Here is a 24272-nt window from a genome sequence, read left to right on the forward strand (position 1 = left end):
GTGGAGACGATTTTAGATAAAATTGTAGAACAGAAGAAAAAGGAAGTTGCGGAGTTATGTGAAATATATACACCAGTAAAAGCAAAAAGAAAGACACATTCACTCGTAGAAGCATTACAGCAGTTTACTGTTATTGCAGAAGTAAAGCGAGCGTCACCATCAAAAGGAGATATCAATTTACACGTTGATGTACGAAAACAAGTGAAAACATACGAAGAATGTGGCGCAGGAGCAGTTTCTGTTTTAACAGACGGTCAATTTTTTAAAGGGTCGTTTCATGATTTACAAACGGCAAGAGAAGAAAGTAACATTCCGCTTTTATGTAAAGATTTCATAATCGATAAGATTCAAATTGATAGAGCATATGAAGCTGGCGCAGATATTATTTTATTAATTGTAGCAGCTTTAACGAAAGAGAAATTAAAAGAGTTATATAGCTATGTACGAGAAAAAAGATTAGAAGCAATTGTTGAAGTTCATGATGAAGAGGAATTAGAAATTGCAATCGAATTAAATCCGCACGTTATCGGTATTAACAACCGTAATTTAAAAACATTCGAAGTCGATTTAGGCCAAACAGAAAAGCTTGGAAAACGATTAAATGAGGAGAAATTACTTTGGATTAGCGAAAGCGGGATTCATTCAAAAGAGGATATTATCCGTGTTAAAAGAGCTGGAGCAAAAGGTGTATTAGTTGGAGAAGCACTTATGACATCATCTTCTATTCGTACCTTTTTTGAAGATTGTAAGGTGAACATATGAAAGTGAAAATTTGCGGCATCACTGATATGGAAACAGCAAAACGTGCTTGCGAATACGGAGCAGATGCACTCGGATTTGTTTTTGCAGAAAGTAAGCGGAAAATCACTCCAAAGAGAGCGGAAGAAATCATTCAGGAGCTTCCAGCCAACGTGTTAAAAATCGGTGTTTTCGTAAATGAATCAGTAGAAGTGATCCAGAAAATTGCAGATGAGTGCGGGTTAACACATGTACAACTACATGGGGATGAAGACAATTATCAAATTAGAAGATTGAATATTCCGTCTATAAAGTCGCTAGGAGTAACTTCAGAGAGTGATATGAAAAACGCCCAAGGGTATGAAACGGATTATATATTATTTGATAGCCCGAAGGAAAAGTTTCACGGAGGAAATGGAAAGACATTTTCTTGGGAATTACTTGGGTATATGCCAAAAGAATTACGAGAGAAAACGATATTAGCTGGTGGATTAAACGCTCTTAATATAGAAGAAGCAATTCAAACTGTTCGACCATATATGGTTGATGTAAGTAGCGGAGTAGAGACAGAAGGAAAGAAAGATGTAGAGAAAATAAAACAATTTATTAAAAAAGCGAAGGAGTGTTCCAAATGAATTACGCATATCCAGATGAAAAAGGTCACTACGGTATATATGGAGGACGATACGTTCCAGAAACGTTAATGCAATCTGTATTAGAACTAGAAGAAGCGTATAAAGAGGCGATGGAAGATGAAGCATTTCAAAAGGAATTAAATCATTATTTAAAAACGTATGTTGGAAGAGAAACACCGCTTTATTTCGCTGAGAATATGACGGAGTATTGCGGAGGTGCAAAGATTTATTTAAAACGTGAAGATTTGAATCATACAGGGGCTCATAAAATTAACAATACAATTGGTCAGGCGCTTCTTGCGGTACGAATGGGCAAGAAAAAAGTTGTCGCTGAAACAGGAGCTGGACAACACGGAGTCGCAACAGCTACTGTATGTGCTCTTCTCGGATTAGAATGCGTCATTTTTATGGGAGAAGAAGATGTAAGACGTCAAAAATTAAATGTGTTCCGAATGGAATTACTCGGAGCGAAAGTAGAAAGTGTAGCGGCAGGTAGCGGTACATTAAAAGATGCGGTAAACGAGGCGCTTCGTTACTGGGTTTCACATGTGCATGATACGCACTACATTATGGGATCTGTTCTCGGACCACATCCATTCCCGCAAATTGTCCGTGATTTCCAAAGTGTAATTGGAAATGAAACGAAAAAACAATATGAGGCGTTAGAAGGAAAGTTACCAGAAGCAGTCGTTGCTTGTATTGGTGGTGGTAGTAATGCGATGGGAATGTTTTATCCATTCGTACACGATGAAGAAGTCACTCTTTACGGCGTAGAAGCAGCCGGAAAAGGCGTTCATACAGAAAAGCATGCAGCGACTTTAACGAAAGGAAGCGTCGGCGTTTTACACGGATCGATGATGTATCTTCTACAAAATGAAGAAGGACAAATTCAAGAAGCTCACTCTATTTCAGCAGGACTTGATTATCCAGGTGTTGGTCCAGAACATAGTTTGCTAAAAGATATTGGCCGCGTTTCTTATCATTCGATAACAGACGAAGAAGCATTAGAAGCATTTCAATTATTAACGAGAAAAGAAGGCATTATCCCAGCGTTAGAAAGTTCACATGCTGTCGCATACGCATTAAAATTAGCTCCGAAAATGAAGGAAGATGAGGGACTTGTCATTTGTTTATCTGGCCGCGGCGATAAAGATGTAGAGAGTATAAAACGTTATATGGAAGAGGTGTGAAAAATGGGAGTAGAAAAAATTAAAGCAGCGTTTGAAAGTGGTAAGAAAGCATTTATTCCGTACGTAATGGGCGGAGATGGTGGTCTTGAAAAATTAAAAGAAAGAATTCGTTTTTTAGATGAAGCGGGAGCGAGCATCGTTGAAATTGGCATCCCGTTTTCAGATCCAGTTGCAGACGGTCCAACGATTCAAAGAGCAGGGAAACGAGCGCTAGATGGCGGTGTAACAGTAAAAGGCATTTTTCAAGCATTGATAGAGGTAAGGAAAGAAGTACAAATTCCGTTTGTACTCATGACATATTTAAATCCAGTACTCGCATTCGGAAAAGAACAATTCATTGAGAGATGCTTAGAAGCGGGTGTAGACGGCATCATCGTTCCAGATTTACCGTATGAAGAACAAGATATTATTGCGCCGCTCCTTCGAGAGGCGAATATCGCTTTAATTCCACTCGTTACCGTAACGAGCCCAATTGAGCGAATCAAAAAAATTACGAGTGAATCAGAAGGATTCGTATACGCCGTTACAGTAGCGGGCGTAACAGGAGTACGTCAAAATTTTAAAGAGGAGATTCATAGTTACTTAGAAAAAGTAAAATCACACGTCAACTTACCAGTAGTCGCTGGATTCGGCATCTCAACAAAAGAACATGTAGAAGAAATGGTTACAATATGCGACGGCGTTGTCGTTGGAAGTAAAATCATTGAGCTTTTAGAAAATGAAAAGCGAGAAGAAATATGTGAATTAATATATGCAACAAAACAAAAAGAAGAGGCGTAGTCTCTTCTTTTTGTTTTGTGTAATAAATGTTAAAATATACAGAAAATACATATAATTAAAGGGGAGAGAAGGCATGCTAAGACGTAAACTACTATATCTATTTTTAACTGTACCGCTATACGCTTGGCTAATTAGCATGACGAAAATAGAGTTAATGGCTCTATTTTTAGGATATGTATTCATCTTTTCCAACTTAAATCGCATTCAAGAACAGTCTATTTTAGAAATATGTCTATTTTCGATTAGTATAGAATTATTTAGTATCGTTTCGATTGTATTATTAAATGAATTATTTCTACGGATTCATTCATTTACATTAATGAAATTTTGGAATATTATATTGCAAGCAATATGTACTTACATTGTGTTTGTTGTGTTGAAAGAAATAGTCGGAAAGCAGACAGTTTTTCAGGATAATAGAAAATGGGAGTGAATGAAAAGGAACCGTTTGGTTCCTTTTTTGAATCTGTTGTAAAAACAATTGAAAATTATAGCATCTGTTATATAATAGTTAAAAATTGTATTTTAAACGAAATGAGATGATAACATGGCCATATTGTTGGCACTTATCCCAATTATGATGATTTTCATTTGTTTATTTTTATTTAAACAAACGTCATTAAGGTCCTCGTTAATTTCTTATGCTGTGTCTGTTGGAATCGTTTTATTCTCGCCAATGTTTCAATTAGGGATAAGTGAAACTGTGCACGCAACGATTAAAGGATGGTTAATTTGTTTTATTGTCGGGTACGTTTTATTTTTCGGTATTTTTTTATTTCACCTCATGAACAAAATGGGGTACATCGATCAAGTAGCACGTTTTCTAGAAGCAGTTACTCAGGATCGTTTATTACAAATGCTGCTTATGTGTTTTGGCATTTGCCCACTTATTGAATCAGTAAGTGGATTTGGTATTGGCTTCATGGTTGCAGCACCTATTTTTCTTTCACTAGGGTATAAACCATTTCAAGCTGTACTGCTCTCATTCATTGGCTTACTAGCTAGTTCATGGGGCGCAATGGCAACGGGTACGATTATCGGTTCGCAGCTAATAAATATGCCTCTTACAACACTTGGTACAAATACAGCGCTATTAAGTATTCCGATGTTTGCTTACTTCGTTATTCTTTCTTTACACGTTGTTGGCGGCTGGCAAGCGGTTATAGAAAAGTGGAAAGAAGGAGTAGGGTTCTTTCTATTATTTTCTCTCGGAATATATCTTTCTAATGCGTACGTAAGTGTTGAACTAGCGGGGATATTAAGTTCTATCGTTACGATTACATTTGGCTTTCTTATCATTAAATTAAAAGGAAAAAGTGGGCAAAATCTTATAACAGAACATGCGGCTGCAACGGAGAGAGAAGTATCTATTATAAAAATTATTAGCCCTTATATATTTCTAACAGTTTGTATTTTACTTTCTCGCCTCGTTCCAGCATTACATGATTTGTTCAGATCATATGCGGTTCTTGATTTGAAATCATACTCTTACAAACTAGAGTTACTATATTCACCAGGATTTTGGCTCGGTATGACTTGCTTATTTACTATTATTTTCTTCCGCATCCCGTCTAATATTATTAAACAATCATTCTCACAAACGATCAAACAATGGATTCCATTTGCTATTACGACGACAATGTTTATCGCCATTTCAGAACTAATGGGTGCATCTGGCATGCATTCATTACTTGCAAAAACAGCTGGTGAAACATTTGGAAGCTTTTTCGTTTTTGTTGCTCCGTTTATTGGCGCTATTGGTGGATTTTTAACAGGTAGTAACGCAGGATCAAATGCAATGTTTATAAAACTACAAATGCAAACCGCACAAAACGTAGCACTCCCGTGGCAATATGTCACAACACTTCAAAACACCGCATCATCAGTAGCCACAATCGCTTGTCCATCACGGATTACATTAGGTGCTTACTTATGTAATATCCCTTACCGTGAAAATGAACTATTAAAGAGGACGACGTTAATGATCTTTGGTGCGGTTTTACTTGTAGTGGTAGAGGTTATTGTTTGGTATATGTTGAGAAATTAAAAATCCCCCTAACATAGGAGGATTTTTTTTATGAGTGGATAATGATTTAAATATGAATAGCTTCTACTAAGTCAACAACCCGCCACTTAACACCCTTACGGGGCGTTTGAAGTGGGGGCTTGCGTCTGTCGGAGTTCGACAGTGCTTCTACCCTCATAGAGAGCAACTACGCTTATTCCTACCCAGTAGTACGAACGAGCAATGCTCTCCTACCTTAGTATGGTGGAGCATAAGGACGGTTGACTTCGCCCCTACCACAAGAGCTATACTCCTGTGGTAACTACACTGATATGCTTAATTCCCTTACGGTGTAGATTCATCGCACCAATACGGTCATCATTTGATTGGTATTGGCAATTTTTACACTTAAAAGTGTGTAGCTTTTTATTACGATTTGCTTTTTCAATGTTTCCGCACTTAGGGCAAGTTTGGGAAGTATATTTGGGGTCTACCACAATTACCTTTTGTCCATTCAATTCAGCTTTATACTCAAGCATTTGACGGAACTGATAGAAAGCCCAAGATACAGAAACATAGCGGTTTTTCACTCGTACTTTCTCTGTCGCAGAACGAACCCCTGTTAAGTCTTCTAAAACAAACATAGTACCTCTAGGGTATGCCTCAACGAGTGCCTTTGTAATTTGATGGTTTACATCAGTTACATAACGGTTTTCTCTTGAGCCAATTTGTTTTATTTTCTTACGAGAAGATGGTGTTTGTCGTGTTTGTAATTGCTTACGAGTAGCTTTAAATTTACCACGCTTATGTTTAACAATATTTCCGTTGTAGAAGGTTGTTTTGCCCTGACTATCATAAGTGGTTGCAAGGAAGTTGATTCCTAAATCAACACCAACGATGTTGTTTACATCTGCGAAATCTAATGTTTGGTACTCTTTTGTCATCGGGATATGTAAGAACCACTTTTTGTACTTATGCACTAATTTAGCAGTACCAAATTTCCAAGTGCTGTTGAAGTATTTCTTCATAGCCTTACGCTCATAATTTAGTTTTAGGCGACCTTCAAGCGTGTTTACACTAAATTGGTTTTTGGTTAGTGAATAATCTCGATTCCAGACTAAATCATATTCTGCAAGTTTGAAGTCAATCAAAGACCATTCATGTCCATTTGATTTAGCCGACTTGTAACGAGCAATTACAGTTTTCATCACAGATTGAGCCATTTGACTTTTTAACCTAAATTGATTTCGCAAATCAGAATAATATAAGTTATTGAGATTTACTTGATTAAGGTTCTTTGTTTCAAATATGTGTTTTGATAACCAATTACAAGCCTTGCGGTAAGCGTTCGTTGTTATCTTTAGACTTTCAGCTTGATTATCGGAAACATGGATTTGTATTTTTGCAGTAATTGTAGGCATTATTTTCACCGCCTTTCACTAATTAAATTGTAACAGATTTTTAGTGAAAGCAAACAACTTAAGTAGAGAAAGTAGGAGGAAAGGTGGAAGTTTCAGATACTTGATATGGTACAGAATCTTAGGATTTTTAACGTACCATACCGTATCTGCCGGCAATTCCTCCCCCACTTATCGTTGGGCTATCGCCCTTCACACGATTGAAGTAGGGGGTATCCTTGCCGATTTTAGATGAATAGGAGATGAAATGTATGCCCCTAAAAAACTACGGTGTGTTAAAAGGTACAGTTATACAATCAAAGATTGGAAAAGGGAAAACACCTCATTATCAAGTTCATTTACAGGGCGAAACAGGAGTAGATTATCGTATTGCAATTAACGTAAAGTCGCAAAGTTATCCATCAGAAGTTTTATATTTTGCGAGTAACAATATTAAATCAGAAGCAATTCATATTTTACCGACATTACCATTCGGTTTTACAGAAATAAAAAACAATGAACCGAAAGTGGCTTTAGATTATGTAAGAGGAAATCTATTTGATTCAAAACAAATGATTCCTTTGCCTCCCGAAAAAGCAGGAGCAGATAATGATTTAAACGAAAAAATAGAACGTTATATAAAGCGAGCGATAGAAGAAAAAGCGATTATTTACGCGTTTGGTGAAAGATGGGGACCAGAAGAAAATACACCAGATTCCTATTTTCATTTCAAACCAGGAAACGGTATACATGATATTCACATGAATCAAGGGAATGTAGAGAAATGGAAAGGTGATAATGGCATATGGCAAGACGGAGGGATACTCATTCACTTTGAAAAGGAAGAAGAATGGATTGGTATCTTTCTTGCATTCCAATCACAGTCATGGTGTACCGATGAAGAAGGGCATGCTCGTGTGCCTGTTGAGCATTGTGATTATAAGGGGAATAATTAATAAGAAGAGGGCGTTCAAAAAGAACGCCCTCTTCTTATTTTATAAAACGAAAAACTAACGAGTGTAGAAAGACAAGAGAAAAGCAGTGCTACACTAGAAAACGCAATGAGATACATATTATATTTCATAACCTGTCCAATTAGCTGGTTACTGTCGTATTGAAACAGTCCCGCTATGATGTTGAATAAAAATAAAACGATAAACATGACGATAACTCCGTCTATTGATCCTTTAATGTCTGGTTTACTTAAAGCGATATGTGCGGAAATACAAATGGCGATAAATAAAAATAACCAAAAGGAAGGATTCAATAAATTGCCGATTGTAAATAAGCTTTTCAATAATACAAACGTCGATAAGAGCATGTTTTGGATCATTTCTACATTAATAGAAGTAGAAGCAATCGTTTTTTCGAGAGTTGTATTAAATAAAAAATATGATTCTGGTACGAAATAGCGCATTAAAAGGATTAATGCAGTAATACCAGAAATAATAGGCCCGATGCCGATGAAGAAATTCCCAATTCGTTGATACACACTTTTTTGATTGTATTGATGTTGTACGAAACCTAATGCTCCTTGACTTGTATCTGTTGGGAAAAACTGCGTTGCTACAATTTTATGACGGAACAGTACGCACATAATGGCATGTCCAAGTTCGTGAATCGGAACACCAATCCACGCCGTTAAAAGGAATCCTTTTCTTCCGAAAGCCCTCGACCAATACATTCGTGTTAGTGATTCTAAATAACCTAATAGAAATCCAATTACAATGATAACGCCAATTAAAGAAAATAATTGGATTACGCTCGTAAGGAATATTTGAAAAATTGAGTTTACCAATTCCATTGTCTTTCATCCAATCTGTTAAAAATGTTATTTGTTCTGTTTCATAATAGCATTATTTTTCAAGATTGCTAGCATATATAATTTCTTTTGAAAGAAGGATTTCAGAATCTTTTTCTTGTAGTCATGTTTTATGTCCAAAGTCATATATTGAACTTGTAACACCCTATATGGTATATGCTTAAGGAGGGATGAGAGAATGAAATGTCCGTCATGTCATACAGAAAATGCAGCAGAGGCAAAATTTTGCGGGAATTGTGGACATTCGTTAACGGAAGAGGTAGTGGCAAGTAGTGGTCAAGAAGAAGGGCCGGAACAAGCACGTGCGGCACAAGCGAAGAAAACTGGGCCAAATGAAACGGTAGAACAAGCGAAGCGGTTTGCGAGCGGCTATTTTCAATTTTTTAAACATGCATTACAAGCACCGACAGCGATTATGAAAAGCGGCGCTATTGAAGTGCGAAATGGAATTGTAAGTCTTATTCTTATTTGTTTTTTAGGAGCATGTATTTTTTATAGAATGATGAGTGCAGCATCAGCAGTTACGAGAACATTTGCACCAGATATATCTACTCCTACGTTTTTTGGAGAATCTATAACGGTCTTTTTCTTTTTATTAATTTTAACTTTATTTGTCGGATTTATTATTTTTGTAAGTGGTAAGATGATGAAATCATCTTTTTCGTTTCTTGAAGTATTCGGTATATGGGGAACGATAGCGACGCCGGCTATTGTCATATTAGTCCTTTCTTTTCTTTTTAGTTTCTTATTAATCTTTTTCTTACCGATATTATTATCGGTAGCTACAACTTATATAGGGATTAGTATAACTGTAGCGGTATTAAAACTAGCCAATGGCGGATTAGATCTCGTTTACACACTTATTATTGCGAATGTTTTAATTGGAATTGCAACATTCATTGTACTTTGGTCTTACATTAGCACGATAATTCAAGCCTTAACACAAGGAATAACTGGCTTCTAATGAAAAGGTGGTTGACTGGATGAAGGTATGTACAAAGTGCGGAGTTCAGTTTGAAGATGGTGTGCAATTTTGTCAAAACTGCGGGACGAAGAGGGGACGTTCTGTAGTAAAGAAGAACATGAGCGGTGGTGTAAAAGTTGGCATTACACTGTTAGCGCTATTTGTTATAGCGATTATTGGATTGTATTTGTACGGATCGTCGTATTATACGCAGGTGGCACAAGTAGACCGGATGATTACGATTTTACAAGAGAGGGACGGAGAGAAATTAGCTGAGATCGTTACGGCAGATGATCCATCGATTATGATAACGAGAGAGAGCGTAACGCCTCTATTTTCATATATAAAAGAAAATCCATCTTACGTAAATGAATTAAGAGAATACTTGAGACAAGGTGAAAAACAACGGGATGGAATAGAAAGAGCTGATTTTTCATTAACGAAAGACGGAAAGTATTTCTTTATATTTGATCGCTATAAATTGAAAGCGAAGACGTACTATACAACTTTGCTTACAAATGAAAAAGACGTATCGTTAAAAATGAACGGAAAAGAAATTGATAAGACAGATGACAAAAAGTTTGAGAAGCAATATGGGCCATTTCTTCCGGGAAATCAAGTGTTTCAATCAGAATATAAAAATGACTACGTAAAACTATTGCGTGAGGAAAAGGTTGTACTTATGAAACAAAGCCAAAATAACGTAACGGTAGATTTAACGTTGCAAGGTCAATATATTACAGTTCAAACGAACGCGCCTGGTGCAACATTGTACGTAAATCAAAAACCAGTTACAGCGCTGGCAGGAGAAGAAATTACATGGGGGCCTGTAGCGACTGATGGAAGTGCGACGATTTATTTAGAACGAAATGGAGAAAGTGGACGGGAAACGACAAAAGTAGAGACGGTAACGGCACTTTCGTCTTATAATCTTCCATTCCAAAAGAAAAGTACAGAAAAAACAGTTGTTTATAATGTTACTCCAACGCCCGCGACTGAGTATGTATATAATGGTTTCATCTTTCCTGATAGTGATATTCGAAAATTAACGAGCGCAGATTTAACATATTTATCGAAAGAGCAGTTGAAAATTGCTAGAAACGAAATATATGCAAGGCATGGCCATATTTTTCAAACGAAAGATATGCAAGCGTATTTTGCAAAACAGTCTTGGTATAGAGAAAATCCTTATTTTACAGGAACGTTAACAGATATTGAAACTTATAATGTTGAACTAATCAAATCAAGAGAATAGAGCGCTTGAAAAAGGTACAGTGTATATTGCTGTACCTTTTCTATCGTTATTTAGCTGGACCAGGATCCCTAGAGAAAAAGATATGAAAGAGAAATGTGACTTTACTTGCTCCCCCGGATGTACTGGCTTGCACATCAGATAAAGAACTAGACGTTAAGGCAGCTTCAGAATGAGGAGGAACGACTATTTTGAGTGCATCATCTGATTCTGATGATATAGTAACCGTTATTGTATCATCAGAAACATTTACAACTTTAATAGTACCGACGGGGAAGATGGACTTACCAGCATGTGATGCAGAAGCAAAGCGAGTGGCTTTCCAAATAGTTTGAGAGAAAGTATCATTGTCTGATAACCAAGCGCGAGCACTGTATAATGTTGCATTAACGGTAAATTCTTGTTCAAGCGGGAGGGCGGCTTTCGGTTCTTTCGGTTCCTCTGGAAACTGAGCGAGAAGACCAGCGCACATGTATGTTTCACCTACTTTCAATAGTTACTGTTATAGCATATTAAACATGTTGTTTATAAGACACGACAGTTACCTATTCATACATAAGTTTGTGCACCAAATTTGAAGATGAAATTCTCTTTCTTTACAATGGAAGTAGGTGTTATTTCTATAAAATATGGAAAACGTAAAGAATATGTAAAAAAGAAGGAGTGGTAAAGTGAACTATGTCATTATTGGCGGAGATGCAGCTGGTATGAGTGCAGCTATGCAAATTGTTAGAAACGATGAAAATGCAAATGTTGTAACTTTAGAAAAAGGTGAAATTTATTCATACGCTCAGTGTGGATTACCGTATGTCATTAGTGGTGCTATCGCTTCAACTGAAAAGTTAATCGCGCGCAACGTGAAGACGTTTCGTGAGAAATATGGAATTGATGCGAAAGTGCGTCATGAAGTAACGAAAGTAGATACGGAAAAGAAAATGGTGTATGCAGAGCATACGAAGACGAAAGATGTCTTTGAATTTCCATATGATCGATTATTAATTGCGACTGGAGTGCGTCCTGTTATGCCAGAATGGGAGGGACGGGAATTACAAGGTGTTCATCTTTTAAAAACAATTCCTGATGCTGAGCGCATATTAAAAACGCTAGAAACGAGTAAAGTTGAAGATGTAACGATTATTGGAGGTGGTGCAATCGGACTGGAAATGGCAGAAACATTCGTCGAACTTGGTAAGAAAGTAAGAATGATTGAGCGAAATGATCATATCGGTACGATTTATGATGCGGATATGGCGGAGTATATACATAAAGAAGCAGATAAACATCATATTGAAATTTTAACGAATGAAAATGTAAAAGCGTTCAAAGGGAATGAACGAGTAGAAGCAGTTGAAACGGATAAAGGTACGTATAAAGCGGATCTTGTTTTAGTATCTGTCGGAGTGAAGCCGAATACTGATTTTCTTGAAGGAACGAACATACGTACAAATCATAAAGGGGCCATCGAGGTAAATGCATATATGCAGACGAATGTGCAAGATGTATATGCAGCTGGTGATTGTGCGACACATTATCACGTGATAAAAGAAATTTATGACCATATTCCAATTGGAACAACTGCAAATAAACAAGGGCGACTTGCCGGGCTGAATATGCTGGATAAACGAAGAGCTTTTAAAGGAACGTTAGGTACAGGCATTATTAAATTTATGAATTTGACGCTTGCAAGAACAGGCTTAAATGAAAAAGAAGCAAAAGGACTACATATCCCGTATAAAACAGTCAAAGTAGATTCCACAAATATGGCAGGCTATTATCCAAATGCGAAACCACTTTACTTAAAATTACTATACCGTTCTGACACGAAACAATTATTAGGTGGACAAGTAATTGGAGAAGAAGGCGTAGATAAACGTATTGATGTGATTGCGATGGCGCTTTTCAATAAAATGAGTATTCATGATTTAGAAGATGTCGACTTAAGTTATGCACCACCATATAACAGCGTGTGGGACCCAATTCAGCAAGCGGCAAGGAGAGCGGAATAGCACTTTTTAAAGTGCTATTTTTTTTACAATGAGGGAGTAAATAAAGTTTCACTTTATTTTGAATATACCGTGCCCCCTTGAAAACATCGTACGTATCGCTTATATTTTCATATAGTATTTATTTTTTAAACGAAGCAATGAACGAACCAGGGGGCGCAGTATGGCAATTAACATGAAAACAATCGAAGAATGGATTGCTGAATCAAATGCAAGACATGAAGAAGACTTTGGACACGTTGTGGAAGAAATGAAAGAAGTATGTGTCGGACTTGATAACGCGACATTAATTTATACGAAAAATGTATTTTGTTTCGGTAAAAAAGTAGAAGTCTTTTTCTTCTTCCAAGACCATGTCGTGATCGGACAAGAAAAAGACGAATATATTGAGATTGAAAAATTAAAGTATGATGCCATTACAAATAGTAATTTAAAAACAAATGACAAAAATACTACGTTAGAATTAAAGTTTGCTAACGGACAATCTATTAATTTAGATAGTTTAAATGATAACTACGGTACGAAAAATTGGTTATTTGCTAGACAAATTAAGAGTATTTTTAAGTTAATCTAGTAAAAAAGCACGCCGTCCATCGGCGTGCTTTTAACTATGCAAAGCCCCTTTTAACCAATTCCGCGCCCGATATGCCCCAACTGGAACTTGAATAAGAGATGTTTCATTCCCAGCATCAATACCGTACAATTGATCACATGAATTTGTATCAAAACTTAGTAACGGATGCCCGCCCATCCCCATAGCAGTTGCAGCGAAAATGAGTTTATGAACGAGTATACCTGCTTCCATTTGGTGAATGCGGTATCCTCTATAGCCTAATGCACGTGTATAGTAATCTTTCTTTCCGACTACATGTAAGCAAAGTGGTACTTGAAAAAGGTTAACGTTATCCATCGTCATACTAGACTGAAGTGGGTAGCGAAGGTCTCCATATCGAATTGGTTGTATGGAATGTGTTTTACTGTTATAAGCGTAAGCCCCGTTTTTAATATTTTTCACGTTATAAAAACATCCATATAAGGAGATGCGTGTATTTTCATTTGTATACTTACCGTCAAGATCGTTGTAATAGGGGAAGGAGAGACTCGCTTCTTGTAGTAAAGTAGCGAGCTCGGCTGCATCCCATTTCGTTAAAATAAAGTCCGCATCAGGAGAATATCGTTTTCTGCAAAGTTGCAAGAAATCATACGATAACCGTTCTACTTTTGGTAGCTGTACAGCGTACGTATTATGTTGATAGTGCTCTTCATGATGTAGTGTTTGGAAGTGTGCTGTCGATTCGATCATAGAAGCTTCATTTATTTTTGTTATCATCGGATATTCATCTACATGTTTTGAGCGAATGAAATGTTCATGTGCGAGCGGCGGAATTTGTTGCAACAACTCATGAGAAGTAACTGTTTTATTTTCACGGTAATCATTGTGAAACCAATTAGTTTCTGGCTCTGTACTTAAAGGAATAACGGCATACAAACTTTCTTCACCTTCTGACAATCCGAGTAAATGGTTCAGTGCACGGTCTAGAAATTGAAAGTATACGCCGTTCGTATAACCGAACTGTTTTGCACATTCTAGTAATTGTCCAATGAGAACCCCGCTATCTAATCCTTGAAGTCGATATGAAAAGTTATTGTATTTAAAGAAGTTTTTCCAAAACATAGTCGATACGAATGCAGCACCGAAACAATCATGTATATTACAGCGATTACCGAGTGCGTCTGTTAAATAAGAATCGAAATTTCCTTCGCGAAGTAAAATAAGTCGGTGATGTGCGGCGTCATAATGGTAAATGCCGTCTGGATAATCGTCAACCTTTAAATAGATATACAATTCATTCGGGTATAAGGCACCGCCTGAAGGAATGGATCTACGTAATACATTTCTCTCGCTATTTAGCTGACATAATTGTGTTACACCAAATGAATACCAAAGGTAATAACCAATCTCATTTAGAGTAGGTGTAGTAGAAGAGTTCGATAAAGATAACGGGATTTCTAAGGAGAGCGGGATGGTAGGTACATTTCGATATAATTTATAAGGAAGCGGTGCGTCTTTCCAGTCCACCTCATGATTCGGCATAATTTCATCGATAGAGAAATGGAGATGATGTAAAAAAGTATCTAGCTGCATGAAATCCCTCCTTTACTATGGAAACGGATGTGGATGTGGATTTAATTTTTCATTCGTTAAAGGTTCGTCTGTATATCCAAGTGTCATCGGTACGGTATATACCCGGTCCAATCCTGTAACCCGAGTAAGATGGTGTCCGAACGTCATCGGTAACATGCCTGGAATAATAACTTTTACACAGTATAGTCCGTTCTTTTCTATAAGGGGAACGGTTTGATCTACAACAATTATTTCCAGATTAGATTGATGCAAACGATTTATAAGTTGGTGGAGATCGGATGTTAAATCCATATCAAATGATTGTGATACATTCATTTCTTGGAACGTTTGCACCGGTGCATCTTCTCGTAAAAGGAAGTGAAGACGTTCTTCCGTTTCTTTCAATCCATACAGCATACTATGGTCTTCCATTTTATTAACGAAATAAGGATCTTGTAAGCATTTTTCGTAGTATTCTCTTTTGTGCTCGAGCTCATCGTCTGTTATAAGTAACATGCCTGCTATTTCTTGAATGGCGCTTTTTAAGGCTCGAATAGGATCTAAATGAGCGCCTCCCGCACAAACAACGTTCATTCCATTTTCACGCGTATTTTTTGCAATTACCCATAAGCTCGGGATGCCGTGTTCCATCGTCGCATTAAAAGCGTATAATTCATATCCGGTAATCGTACGTAACCGCTGGATCATTAATTGTAATTCTGTATCATTTGCTGAATTAAGATCAAGGCGGGGAAGAGGTAATTCGGCATACCAAGTGAGTAAGAAGGCATCACGCTCTACAATTTCTAAAATGCCGTGAAAAATCGCTTCTTCTAAACTACCGCCAATTGCACATCCATTTGATGTTTCATACACGAAAGCATCTCGATGACCGAGGCTGTAATAAGCAATTGATTCAGGAACTAAAAGCGGTCTGTTTTGTGATAAAGAATATCCCCATACCCAGTTTTGCTCATAATCAGGATCAAACGGTTTAAATGGAAAATTATTACGATTGTAATGTTCATTTGTATGTACACCGAGTGTGAGGGGATTTAGTGCATGTTCCTCTAAATCATGAAAACTACCATGCACATTTGTTTTTTTTCCACGAGGCGACATACCGCAATATCGTTCTAAACCTTCTAAAATGGCAGTTGCTTCACTCACTGCAAATGAATGAGTTCGGCCTGCAACACCTTCATTTCCAAACATTAATGGCATGTTTATAATGACGTCAGCGAATGGTAATAAAGAATGCTGTATTTTGCCGTTCAACATACCGACCCGATAATCTAAATAGTCTCTTGTTAAAAATGTGTTTAATTCATGAATGGAACGGCAGCGATACGTTTCGGTGCTTACTTTTAAACTCGGTTGTAAAGAAACTTCCGCCGCATCCGCAGTATCATCAGGTAAATTACTACATACAGGACAGAGAGGATCTGGAAGAAAAGAATGCCGCGTACATTGTAATGTTTGTAAGTTTAGTAAAATAAGTTCATTTTCTAAAGAGGAATGGTTATGAGTTAATATTTTTTCTGTTTCTGCGCAAATAATATGGCACATTTGCAACATTCCATTTTGGGTGGCACGTACATCACGCCTCGTTACATTATCTGCTTTAAAGGCATATTTCCGCTGTAGTTCCCACATTTCTTTTTGATCAAAGCCAGCGATAAAACGGCGTCCATCAGAACAATGGGAACATCCGGGCGCAAGAGGATGAATGTAAGGACCGATAATACCTTCGCCAAATGAAGTAAAACCACGTAGCCACGGGATATGTTTTGACCGAAAAATTAGCTCAGCATCATGATGAATAGTAGAAGGAGATCCATCATGTAATACGAGAGCGAGATGAATATTTTCAGGAAGTTCTTCTGTAAGGGTATGCTGGCGAATGATGGAATATTGTTTGCATAATTGATCATGTACATAGTCTGCAAGAAGGCCATCCCCTATAAGCAATATATTTTGAGTCATAGACCGTCCTCCTTTGCAATTAATACTCCGTATACACCGTCTAAGCTTTCTTTCAAAAATGGTTCAATTGCTAAATCAAATACGAATGGGTAAAAATTATGTTCTTCTAAATGTTGTAAGGCGAGTTGTAAAGATTGTACGCTTGGAATGTCTTCTTCCGCTTGTATTTCCACTCTAAAAGAATCCGTGTCATATAAAATAATAGACGATTCAGGCAAGATATTAGCTCTGTAAGGAGTCTCTTCACTTTGAATGTGGAGCAGTGATAGTTGTAGTGCGTTCCGTAACGCTAACGTCATATTAATATTAGATGCACCGTACCATCTATCATTTATACCAACCCAAACGACTGGAAAACTAAGAATCTCTTCGCTCATTGCGATTTTAGGTGTTTCATGAATTGTAGCAAGGGCATCGTAATAAAATCTACAATGTTTATCGTGAATATCAGTTAAATCAATCGTTGTAAGTTCTTCTAGCATATGTGATTGCCGCTCATACAATTTATTGTTTAAATGTTGTTGTAGTCCCCGGTAAAATCCTTCTGTCATCGTTTCTCCAGCCCCGATACCGATATCGTTATGTTCAGGAATAAGGCGGTGAATGATTTCTGCTACATATGTTTCAATTCCTGTTAAACCAGCTTCTCGGCGTGCTTCATTATGAGTCAATCCACTGCGAGTCATAAGAGGCAGAAGGGGAGCTGGGCCATCTGATAGTGGATTGGCTACTTGAATATAGCACTGTGATAACGGTAATTGATATGAATCTTGTTCATCCCATACATGGAATATACCGGATTCTTTAGAAGTTAATGAGTCAAAAAATCGGAATACATCAGTTGAAGTATGTTGGTTCGACCGATGCTCAAGTTTTTCAGAAAGATTTTCTATCGTATCAATTGTAAAACTTTCATCAGTTGCAAGAGGGTGTTTTATAAAAGGATGCCACGTTCCTTCAAGTGTTTCATAGTTTAATAAAAAGAATTGTGATTCTTTTTCACGATATGAATCATCCGCGACATGTTTAAACAATTCAAAAACGATTACATTTGCTAACATGGCAGATGTAATTGGTGAGAAGGAATCCGATGAATTTTCATTTTGCAAAGTCGTTTCATGTAGCCGATGCCATGCGGATTCCCAGCATTCATCACGATTTTCCGTTACGACAGGTCCAGCTATACCGAGTGTTGATAAACAAATAGCTGGTATAAAATTCTTTTTCGTTTCTCTACAAATAGTGTGAACTGTTTTTAAACCGTCAATGTCTCCATTTTGAGAAACATATAAAATCCAATCAAAAGGTTCGAATACTTCATGCAAGGGACGGTCAATTGTAGTATCGATTTCTTGAAGGAGTACACTATTATCAACTTCATATGCACGTTCTATTAGCTCATGTATTCTGTCATAGTTTGTTTCATCTCGATCTGTAACGAGGTAATGAAATGTAGGTAAACCAGATTCTAATAAAGAAGAAACTAAAGAAGTAAGCATATCTCCGGAGCCAAGTACAAGGACATTTGCTCCGCGGTATGTTTCAAATTTTAAAGCACCTGAATGAGAATCAGCTTCTAAAAATTCAATTTGCGAAGCATATCTATCAAGTAATACGCTGTTTAATTCATGAGGTGCATCTTGACTTACATCACGGACAAATCCATTTGTATATAAAATCTCTCCAATTTCAAGTACACGATTTTGATAGGGAAGAGGGAGACCATCCGTTATTTCTGCTAAAGAATAATTACCGTTAAACATAGGCATTAATTTTTCAATCCAGTTATAAATTCCGTCACCGTCCATACGAAATGAACTGGCATTATTTCGAAAATAGACACCCCCGTTTGAGTCGGGGAGGAAGAAGGTATCCTTATTTACTTTAAGTTTTGCATGAATTGGAAGGTTACTCATTTTAATCCTCCTTACGTTATAGGCATACATTATTAGCTTATGTCATGCAATTTGTCCCGTATGAACGCAATAAAAAAGGCTGTAGAATGATTCATTCTACAGCCTTTAATAGATTATTAATCTATCAACCTTCTAATAATAATGATTTTGGATCTTCAAGCATATCTTTAACAGCAACAAGGAAGCTAACTGCTTCTTTACCATCTACAATACGGTGATCGTAAGATAAAGCAATGTACATCATTGGGCGGTTTTCCATACGCTCGTTATCAATTGCAACTGGGCGTACTTGAATTTTATGCATTCCTAAAATACCAACTTGAGGGCTATTTAGGATCGGTGTTGACATTAGAGAACCGAATACACCACCGTTTGTAATTGTAAATGTACCACCTTGTAGTTCTTTTAATGAAAGTTTGTTATCGCGTGCTTTTTTACCTAATTCACGAATCTCGCTTTCGATTTCAGCGAAGTTTAATTGGTTAGCATCGCGTACAACTGGAACAACTAATCCATCTGGAGCTGCTACTGCAATACCGATATCATAGAATTTTTTAATGATAAGCTCGTCACCTTGAATTTCAGCATTTAATAGTGGGAATTGTTTTAATGCTGCAACAACTGCTTTTGTGAAGAATGACATGAAGCCAAGACGTACATCATGTTTTTTCTCGAAAGCATCTTTGCGTTCTTTACGTAATTCCATGATCGCACTCATATCAACTTCGTTAAATGTTGTTAACATTGCAGATGTTTGTTGAACTTCTACAAGACGTTTTGCAATTGTTTGACGGCGGCGGGACATTTTCACGCGCTCAACTGGTTTTTCGAATTCCGTTTTTGCAACTGGAGCAGGAGCTGGACTCTTTGGAGCAGCTGGTGCTTCTTTTGGTGCTGCAGCATGAGCTTGTACATCATGTGGTCTCACGCGTCCAAGTGGATCTGTACTACGTACGTCGTTTAAGTCGATTCCTAATTCACGAGCCATTTTTCTAGCAGCTGGTGATGCGATAGGACGGTTTGTATTTGGTAAACCTTGTAGTGTTGCAGTTTGCTCACCATTTGGTGCCGCAGCTTTCGGTGCTTCAGCCGTTTCTTGTTTTGGTTGCTCAGCAGCCGGTGCAGGTGTACTTACTGCAACTGGTGCTCCATTAGCATCTAAAATTGCGATAGTTGCTCCAACTTCAACTGTATCCCCAGGTTCGCCTAGTAACTTCGATACAATACCTGAATCTTCTGCAATGATTTCTACATTGACTTTATCAGTTTCAAGCTCAACAACGCTGCCACCTTTCTCAACTTTGTCGCCTACGTTGATAAGCCATTGTGAAATAGTTCCTTCAGTAATAGATTCTGCAAGCTCAGGTACTTTAATTTCGATCATTTTAAATGTCCTCCCCTTATTTGCCTAACGGTGTGTTTTTTCTTCTTTTGTCTTCGGTAATCTCCATTTGTTAGCCTGGCCTTGGGCAGATATTCTGCCCAAGGAACAAGCTAGAAACCTTCATTGTTACTTTTTAGTTGCTGTAAACTTCAATTTCTTGTTTATCTTGACGGAAGTTATACTTCACATCTAAAGCATGTGCAACAATTAGTTCTTGCTCAGCTTTGTGAGCGAATGGATCGCCGCCAGATGGACTAGAGCGATCAGGACGTCCAATGTAACCTGTTTTCACTTTATCTCCAGCAAGTTCGAACAGAATTGGAGCCATGTAATGCCATGCGCCCATATTACGAGGTTCTTCTTGAACCCAAATGATTTCTTCTAAGTTTTTAAAGCGTTTAATAATAGATTGAACTTTCTCAGCAGGGAATGGGTACAATTGCTCAATACGAACGACATGAACTTCGTCTAAGTTGTACTCATGTTTACCAGACTCGATTTCTGCTGCTAAGTCAATTGCCATTTTACCTGTGCTTAAAACAAGACGTTTTACTTTATTTGGTTTCATGCCAAGGTTTTCTTGTTCTAAAGCAGGTTGGAAACGTCCTTCGCTTAACTGACTAGCAGTTGAAAGCGTAAGTGGGTGACGTAATAAACTCTTCGGCGTCATCAATACTAATGGTCGAACAGCTTCTGTTCCTAAGATAGATGCTTGACGACGCAGGATATGGAAGTATTGAGCCGCGCTCGTTAAGTTTGCAACTGTCCAGTTATTCTCAGCAGCTAACTGTAAGAAACGCTCTGGACGTGCACTAGAGTGCTCTGGTCCTTGACCTTCATAACCGTGTGGTAATAGAAGAACTAAACCAGATTTTTGACCCCATTTTGCTCTTCCAGCTGAAACATATTGATCAAATAATGCTTGCGCAGTATTTGAGAAGTCACCATATTGCGCTTCCCACATAACAAGAGTTTCTGGAGCGAATACGTTATAACCATATTCGTAACCAACAACAGCAGCCTCTGATAACGGACTGTTATGAACAGAGAACGAAGCATTAATGTTTGGTAAGCGATGTAACGGTGAATATGTTTCATTTGTATCAGTATCGTGTAATACGATATGACGGTGTGCGAATGTACCACGCTGTGAATCTTGACCAGTTAAACGAATTGGCGTACCTTCTTGTAAAATAGAAGCGAATGCTAATGATTCAGCAAGTGCCCATTCAATTTTACCGTTCTCTTCAAGAGCATCTTTACGGCGCTCAAGAATTTTCTTCACTTTCGGATATACGTTAAAGCCTTCTGGCCAAGATAGTAGACCTTCATTAATTGCACGAAGTGAGTCAATCTCAACACCAGTATCAATTGACTGAATACCTTTTGCAACAACATCTGGTACTTTAACGTGAATTGTTGCATCACTCGTATCAGCTGGTGGTACTTGTGCATAGTCGGATTTTAATTGCTCTTGTGTAAACTGTGTAATTGTTTCAACCTCATCTGCATTTAGAACACCAGCAGCTTGTAATTGATCTGCATAAATTGCTCTTACAGTTGGATGGTTTTTAATTTTTTTGTACACTTGTGGTTGCGTAACTGCTGGATCATCCATTTCGTTATGACCGTAGCGGCGGTAACCAATTAAATCGATTAAGAAATCTTTTTTGAACAACATGCGATATTGAATCGCAAGGTTAGCAGCTGCAAGACAAGCTTCCGGATCATCAGCGTTCACGTGAACAATCGGAATATCGAAACCTTTTGCAAGGTCACTTGAATATTTCGTAGAACGAGAATCATAGCTATCAGTCGTAAAACCAACTGCATTGTTTGCGATAACATGAATCGTTCCGCCTGTTTGATACGCGTTCAATCTGCTTAAGTTGAGTGTCTCAGATACAATACCTTGACCAGGGAATGCAGCATCACCATGAACTAAAATTACGAATGATTTTGAAGTATCTTGATCTGGAAGACCAGATTTTTTACGATTCTCTTGAGCAGCACGTGCGAAACCTTCTACTACAGGATTCACGAACTCAAGATGACTCGGGTTATTTGCTAATGTAACGCGAGTGCTAACTTCTTCGTTACTAACGACTTGTTCTCTACCTAGGTGGTATTTCACGTCGCCAGTCCAGCCAGAATTGGCTACTGCGCCTTCTATTTTTGCATGTTTGAACTCAGCAAACATGTGACTATATGGTTTTTCTAATACGTGAGCAAGTACGCTTAGACGACCGCGGTGAGCCATACCAATCATGACATCCTCTACGCCGTTTTTAGCACCTTCTAGAACAATTTCATCTAAAACAGGTACAAGCATATCAACGCCCTCGATAGAGAAACGTTTTTGCCCAACGAATGTTTTATGCAAGAATTGCTCGAAACCTTCAACAGCTGTTAAACGTTTTAAAAGAGCAGTTCGTTTTTTATTTGATAGTGGTTGACGCAATGAATTTGATTCCACCATTTGATGCAACCACGCGCGTTCTTCACTATCTTGTATATGAGAAAATTCATAAGCTAAAGATTTTGTATAAACGTCTTTTAATCTATGAATTACATCAAGTGCAGTGTGAATACCTTCTGGTGCATCTGGCCATACTGTTTTCGCTGGAATCGCTTTCAAGTCAGCATCGCTCAGTTCGTTCATTGCTTTCTCAAGAAGAGATTGTCCATTTGCAGCATCTTCCATCGGGTTGATGTGAGCCAACGTGTGCCCGAAAGAACGAATCTGCTCAACAAGTTGAACGACTTTAAGAATTTTTTCAATGTTACCTGTGTTTTGAGGAGAAAAATGTGTTGCTGTGTTGTCCCCTGTTACGACATCATCTTGAAACGAAGGAGCTCCAAAAATTTCAAAAAGCTCTTGTAATTCCGGATCAACAGAACCTGCTCCAGTTACGTAAAGATCATACTGCTCAATAACATAACCAAGGTTCGGACCGTGGAACTTGGCCCAAGGGTTTGTCGTTGTATTCTTCCTCGTCATTTGTTTAAACCTCCCAATGCATATAATCCTTTTCCATACAAAGGTGCATTTTGCTCTTTTTCAATAAGTAATGAATCAGTAATCAATGTAAATGTTTTCTTTACTCTTATGTTATTACAATAATTTACATAATACCAAACACTATTACTTATCTGTTTTGTAAAAAAACATTCACAATAACTTATCACCCAAGTTAATCTTTCATGTTATAAAGTAATTTTACAGAAAAATGGGGTGGATATATTTGGTATGCCTATACTAATAGCTATAATTGTTGCATTTAAATATAGGTATAATAGTTAGAATGTTTCGATAAAAATAGTTTGAATTATGTATATTGAAATAATAAGCGCTTTCATAGATATTATACAACAATATAACGGAATATAGTATAAAAAATAAAAAATTATGAATTTATCGTAAACTTTATTTAGATAGTGTTAAATATTGAAAGGAAAGTGAAGGATTTCTACAAAAAAAGTTGCTAAACATAAAAAATGCTTCATAAACAGTTAGTTTCTATAAATATGACGAAAAACACCGTAAAACAAATAACGCATTTCGTGAAATAAAGAAATAAATGAAATATTTTAAAAGGATAAAACAAATATGGAGATATTAAATTTTAAAAAAAGAAGTGAGGAGATATAGTAACAGCTATTTACAGTGTTCCGTGTTTCGCTTCAAAATAGACGTGCTAAAATTTAAAAAAGTTTCTTCTATATTATTGAATATACTTATGGCACTTACAATGAGTACCGTCTTTATCTCATTTGTTGTTTTGGCAAAAAGATATTAAGATGGAAGAGAGAAAGGAAGATTAACATATGCAAATGATGTATGCTTTTGGCATTGGGCTTGTATTATTTTTAGCCGTATTCTTATTTATTCGTAAAGACGTTCAAGGCGGGACGTTAACGAAGCGAGGATTTTATAAATTAATCGGCTGTTTAGTTGTTATGCTTATAGCGATTATTGTAATGATCGTAGTAATTAATCAGTCGCTATAGAATGTAAAACGGAACCTTACTTCGGTAAGGTTTTTCTTTATTGTTCAACCTAAAAATTACCACT

20 protein-coding genes and 1 pseudogene are annotated in these 24272 nt (G+C 37.3%); 13 read left to right on the forward strand and 8 right to left on the reverse strand.

Translation table 11 applies throughout. From position 1 onward, the window contains the following. The 6 genes from trpC (at position 1) to F3I02_RS14685 (ending at position 5390) form a co-directional block, all read left to right on the forward strand. Positions 1-762, forward strand: coding sequence for an indole-3-glycerol phosphate synthase TrpC (gene trpC, locus F3I02_RS14660; RefSeq protein ID WP_000447789.1), 762 nt, complete (start codon positions 1-3; stop codon positions 760-762). Next, the gene (locus tag F3I02_RS14665) at positions 759-1373 is read left to right on the forward strand and encodes a phosphoribosylanthranilate isomerase (RefSeq protein ID WP_000865119.1); all 615 of its coding nucleotides are present in this window, start codon (positions 759-761) and stop codon (positions 1371-1373) included. Before trpC ends, F3I02_RS14665 begins: the two co-directional genes overlap by 4 nt. Then, complete coding sequence (trpB, locus tag F3I02_RS14670; protein WP_001105002.1) at positions 1370-2563, forward strand: tryptophan synthase subunit beta; 1194 nt, start codon at positions 1370-1372, stop codon at positions 2561-2563. The genes F3I02_RS14665 and trpB overlap by 4 nt, the downstream gene beginning before the upstream one ends. A 3-nt stretch (positions 2564-2566) precedes the next feature. Further along, positions 2567-3343, forward strand: coding sequence for a tryptophan synthase subunit alpha (trpA, locus tag F3I02_RS14675; protein ID WP_000537841.1), 777 nt, complete (start codon positions 2567-2569; stop codon positions 3341-3343). 73 nt (positions 3344-3416) lie between these two features. Beyond that, positions 3417-3776 carry a DUF4029 domain-containing protein gene (locus F3I02_RS14680; protein WP_000946131.1) on the forward strand — a complete coding sequence of 120 codons (360 nt, stop codon included), beginning with the start codon at positions 3417-3419 and terminating at the stop codon, positions 3774-3776. Between the two features lie 114 nt (positions 3777-3890). Further along, positions 3891-5390, forward strand: a complete 1500-nt coding sequence (locus F3I02_RS14685) for an L-lactate permease (RefSeq protein ID WP_000996236.1) — start codon at positions 3891-3893, stop codon at positions 5388-5390. A gap of 263 nt (positions 5391-5653) precedes the next feature. Here the strand turns inward: F3I02_RS14685 and F3I02_RS14690 are convergent, their stop codons facing one another. After that, positions 5654-6769 carry an RNA-guided endonuclease InsQ/TnpB family protein gene (locus tag F3I02_RS14690; protein ID WP_001142359.1) on the reverse strand — a complete coding sequence of 372 codons (1116 nt, stop codon included), beginning with the start codon at positions 6767-6769 and terminating at the stop codon, positions 5654-5656. A 248-nt stretch (positions 6770-7017) separates the two neighbouring features. On the opposite strand from F3I02_RS14690, the gene F3I02_RS14695 reads away from it, so the two are divergent. Beyond that, positions 7018-7701: a DUF2278 family protein gene (locus F3I02_RS14695; protein WP_001128605.1), complete on the forward strand. Its 684-nt coding sequence runs from the start codon at positions 7018-7020 to the stop codon at positions 7699-7701. A gap of 14 nt (positions 7702-7715) precedes the next feature. On the opposite strand, the gene F3I02_RS14700 is transcribed toward F3I02_RS14695, so the two are convergent. Continuing rightward, complete coding sequence (locus F3I02_RS14700) at positions 7716-8549, reverse strand: hypothetical protein (RefSeq protein WP_074594895.1); 834 nt, start codon at positions 8547-8549, stop codon at positions 7716-7718. A gap of 196 nt (positions 8550-8745) precedes the next feature. Here F3I02_RS14700 and F3I02_RS14705 point away from each other — a divergent pair, with 196 nt between their 5' ends. After that, the gene (locus F3I02_RS14705; RefSeq protein WP_046945132.1) at positions 8746-9531 is read left to right on the forward strand and encodes a zinc ribbon domain-containing protein; all 786 of its coding nucleotides are present in this window, start codon (positions 8746-8748) and stop codon (positions 9529-9531) included. 19 nt (positions 9532-9550) lie between these two features. Continuing rightward, on the forward strand, positions 9551-10786 hold the full coding sequence (locus F3I02_RS14710; protein WP_046945131.1) for a TcaA 3rd/4th domain-containing protein: 1236 nt from the start codon (positions 9551-9553) through the stop codon (positions 10784-10786). 46 nt (positions 10787-10832) lie between these two features. On the opposite strand, the gene F3I02_RS14715 is transcribed toward F3I02_RS14710, so the two are convergent. Next, the gene (locus tag F3I02_RS14715; protein ID WP_042990049.1) at positions 10833-11255 is read right to left on the reverse strand and encodes a hypothetical protein; all 423 of its coding nucleotides are present in this window, start codon (positions 11253-11255) and stop codon (positions 10833-10835) included. Between the two features lie 199 nt (positions 11256-11454). On the opposite strand from F3I02_RS14715, the gene F3I02_RS14720 reads away from it, so the two are divergent. Continuing rightward, positions 11455-12789 carry an FAD-dependent oxidoreductase gene (locus F3I02_RS14720; protein ID WP_001110237.1) on the forward strand — a complete coding sequence of 445 codons (1335 nt, stop codon included), beginning with the start codon at positions 11455-11457 and terminating at the stop codon, positions 12787-12789. 160 nt (positions 12790-12949) lie between these two features. Then, a complete protein-coding gene (locus F3I02_RS14725; protein WP_061883904.1) occupies positions 12950-13360 on the forward strand; it encodes a DUF3908 family protein in 411 nt (136 codons plus the stop codon). A 30-nt stretch (positions 13361-13390) separates the two neighbouring features. Here F3I02_RS14725 and F3I02_RS14730 read toward each other — a convergent pair whose 3' ends face one another. From F3I02_RS14730 to odhA, 5 genes are all read right to left on the reverse strand, one after another. Beyond that, positions 13391-14932 (reverse strand): SagB family peptide dehydrogenase, encoded by a 1542-nt coding sequence (locus F3I02_RS14730; protein ID WP_001175551.1) that lies wholly within the window; start codon positions 14930-14932, stop codon positions 13391-13393. Between the two features lie 15 nt (positions 14933-14947). Then, entirely contained in the window at positions 14948-16897 is a 1950-nt protein-coding gene (locus tag F3I02_RS14735; protein ID WP_196478099.1) for a TOMM precursor leader peptide-binding protein, read from the reverse strand. Then, positions 16894-18813, reverse strand: coding sequence for a putative thiazole-containing bacteriocin maturation protein (locus F3I02_RS14740; RefSeq protein WP_196478100.1), 1920 nt, complete (start codon positions 18811-18813; stop codon positions 16894-16896). Before F3I02_RS14740 ends, F3I02_RS14735 begins: the two co-directional genes overlap by 4 nt. 124 nt (positions 18814-18937) lie before the next feature. Further along, positions 18938-20197, reverse strand: a complete 1260-nt coding sequence (odhB, locus tag F3I02_RS14745; protein WP_000569894.1) for a 2-oxoglutarate dehydrogenase complex dihydrolipoyllysine-residue succinyltransferase — start codon at positions 20195-20197, stop codon at positions 18938-18940. A gap of 133 nt (positions 20198-20330) precedes the next feature. After that, entirely contained in the window at positions 20331-23198 is a 2868-nt protein-coding gene (gene odhA, locus F3I02_RS14750) for a 2-oxoglutarate dehydrogenase E1 component (RefSeq protein ID WP_046945129.1), read from the reverse strand. A 724-nt stretch (positions 23199-23922) separates the two neighbouring features. Between odhA and F3I02_RS34905 the strand changes: the two are divergent. Next, positions 23923-23997, forward strand: a pseudogene (locus tag F3I02_RS34905) (permease); the annotation flags it as partial. Positions 23998-24025: 28 nt separating this feature from the next. After that, entirely contained in the window at positions 24026-24208 is a 183-nt protein-coding gene (locus F3I02_RS14755; protein WP_001178296.1) for a DUF3976 domain-containing protein, read from the forward strand. The last annotated feature ends 64 nt before the right edge of the window (positions 24209-24272 follow it).

This window comes from Bacillus sp. SRB3LM, assembly GCF_015712745.1.
GTDB lineage: Bacteria > Bacillota > Bacilli > Bacillales > Bacillaceae_G > Bacillus_A > Bacillus_A thuringiensis_K.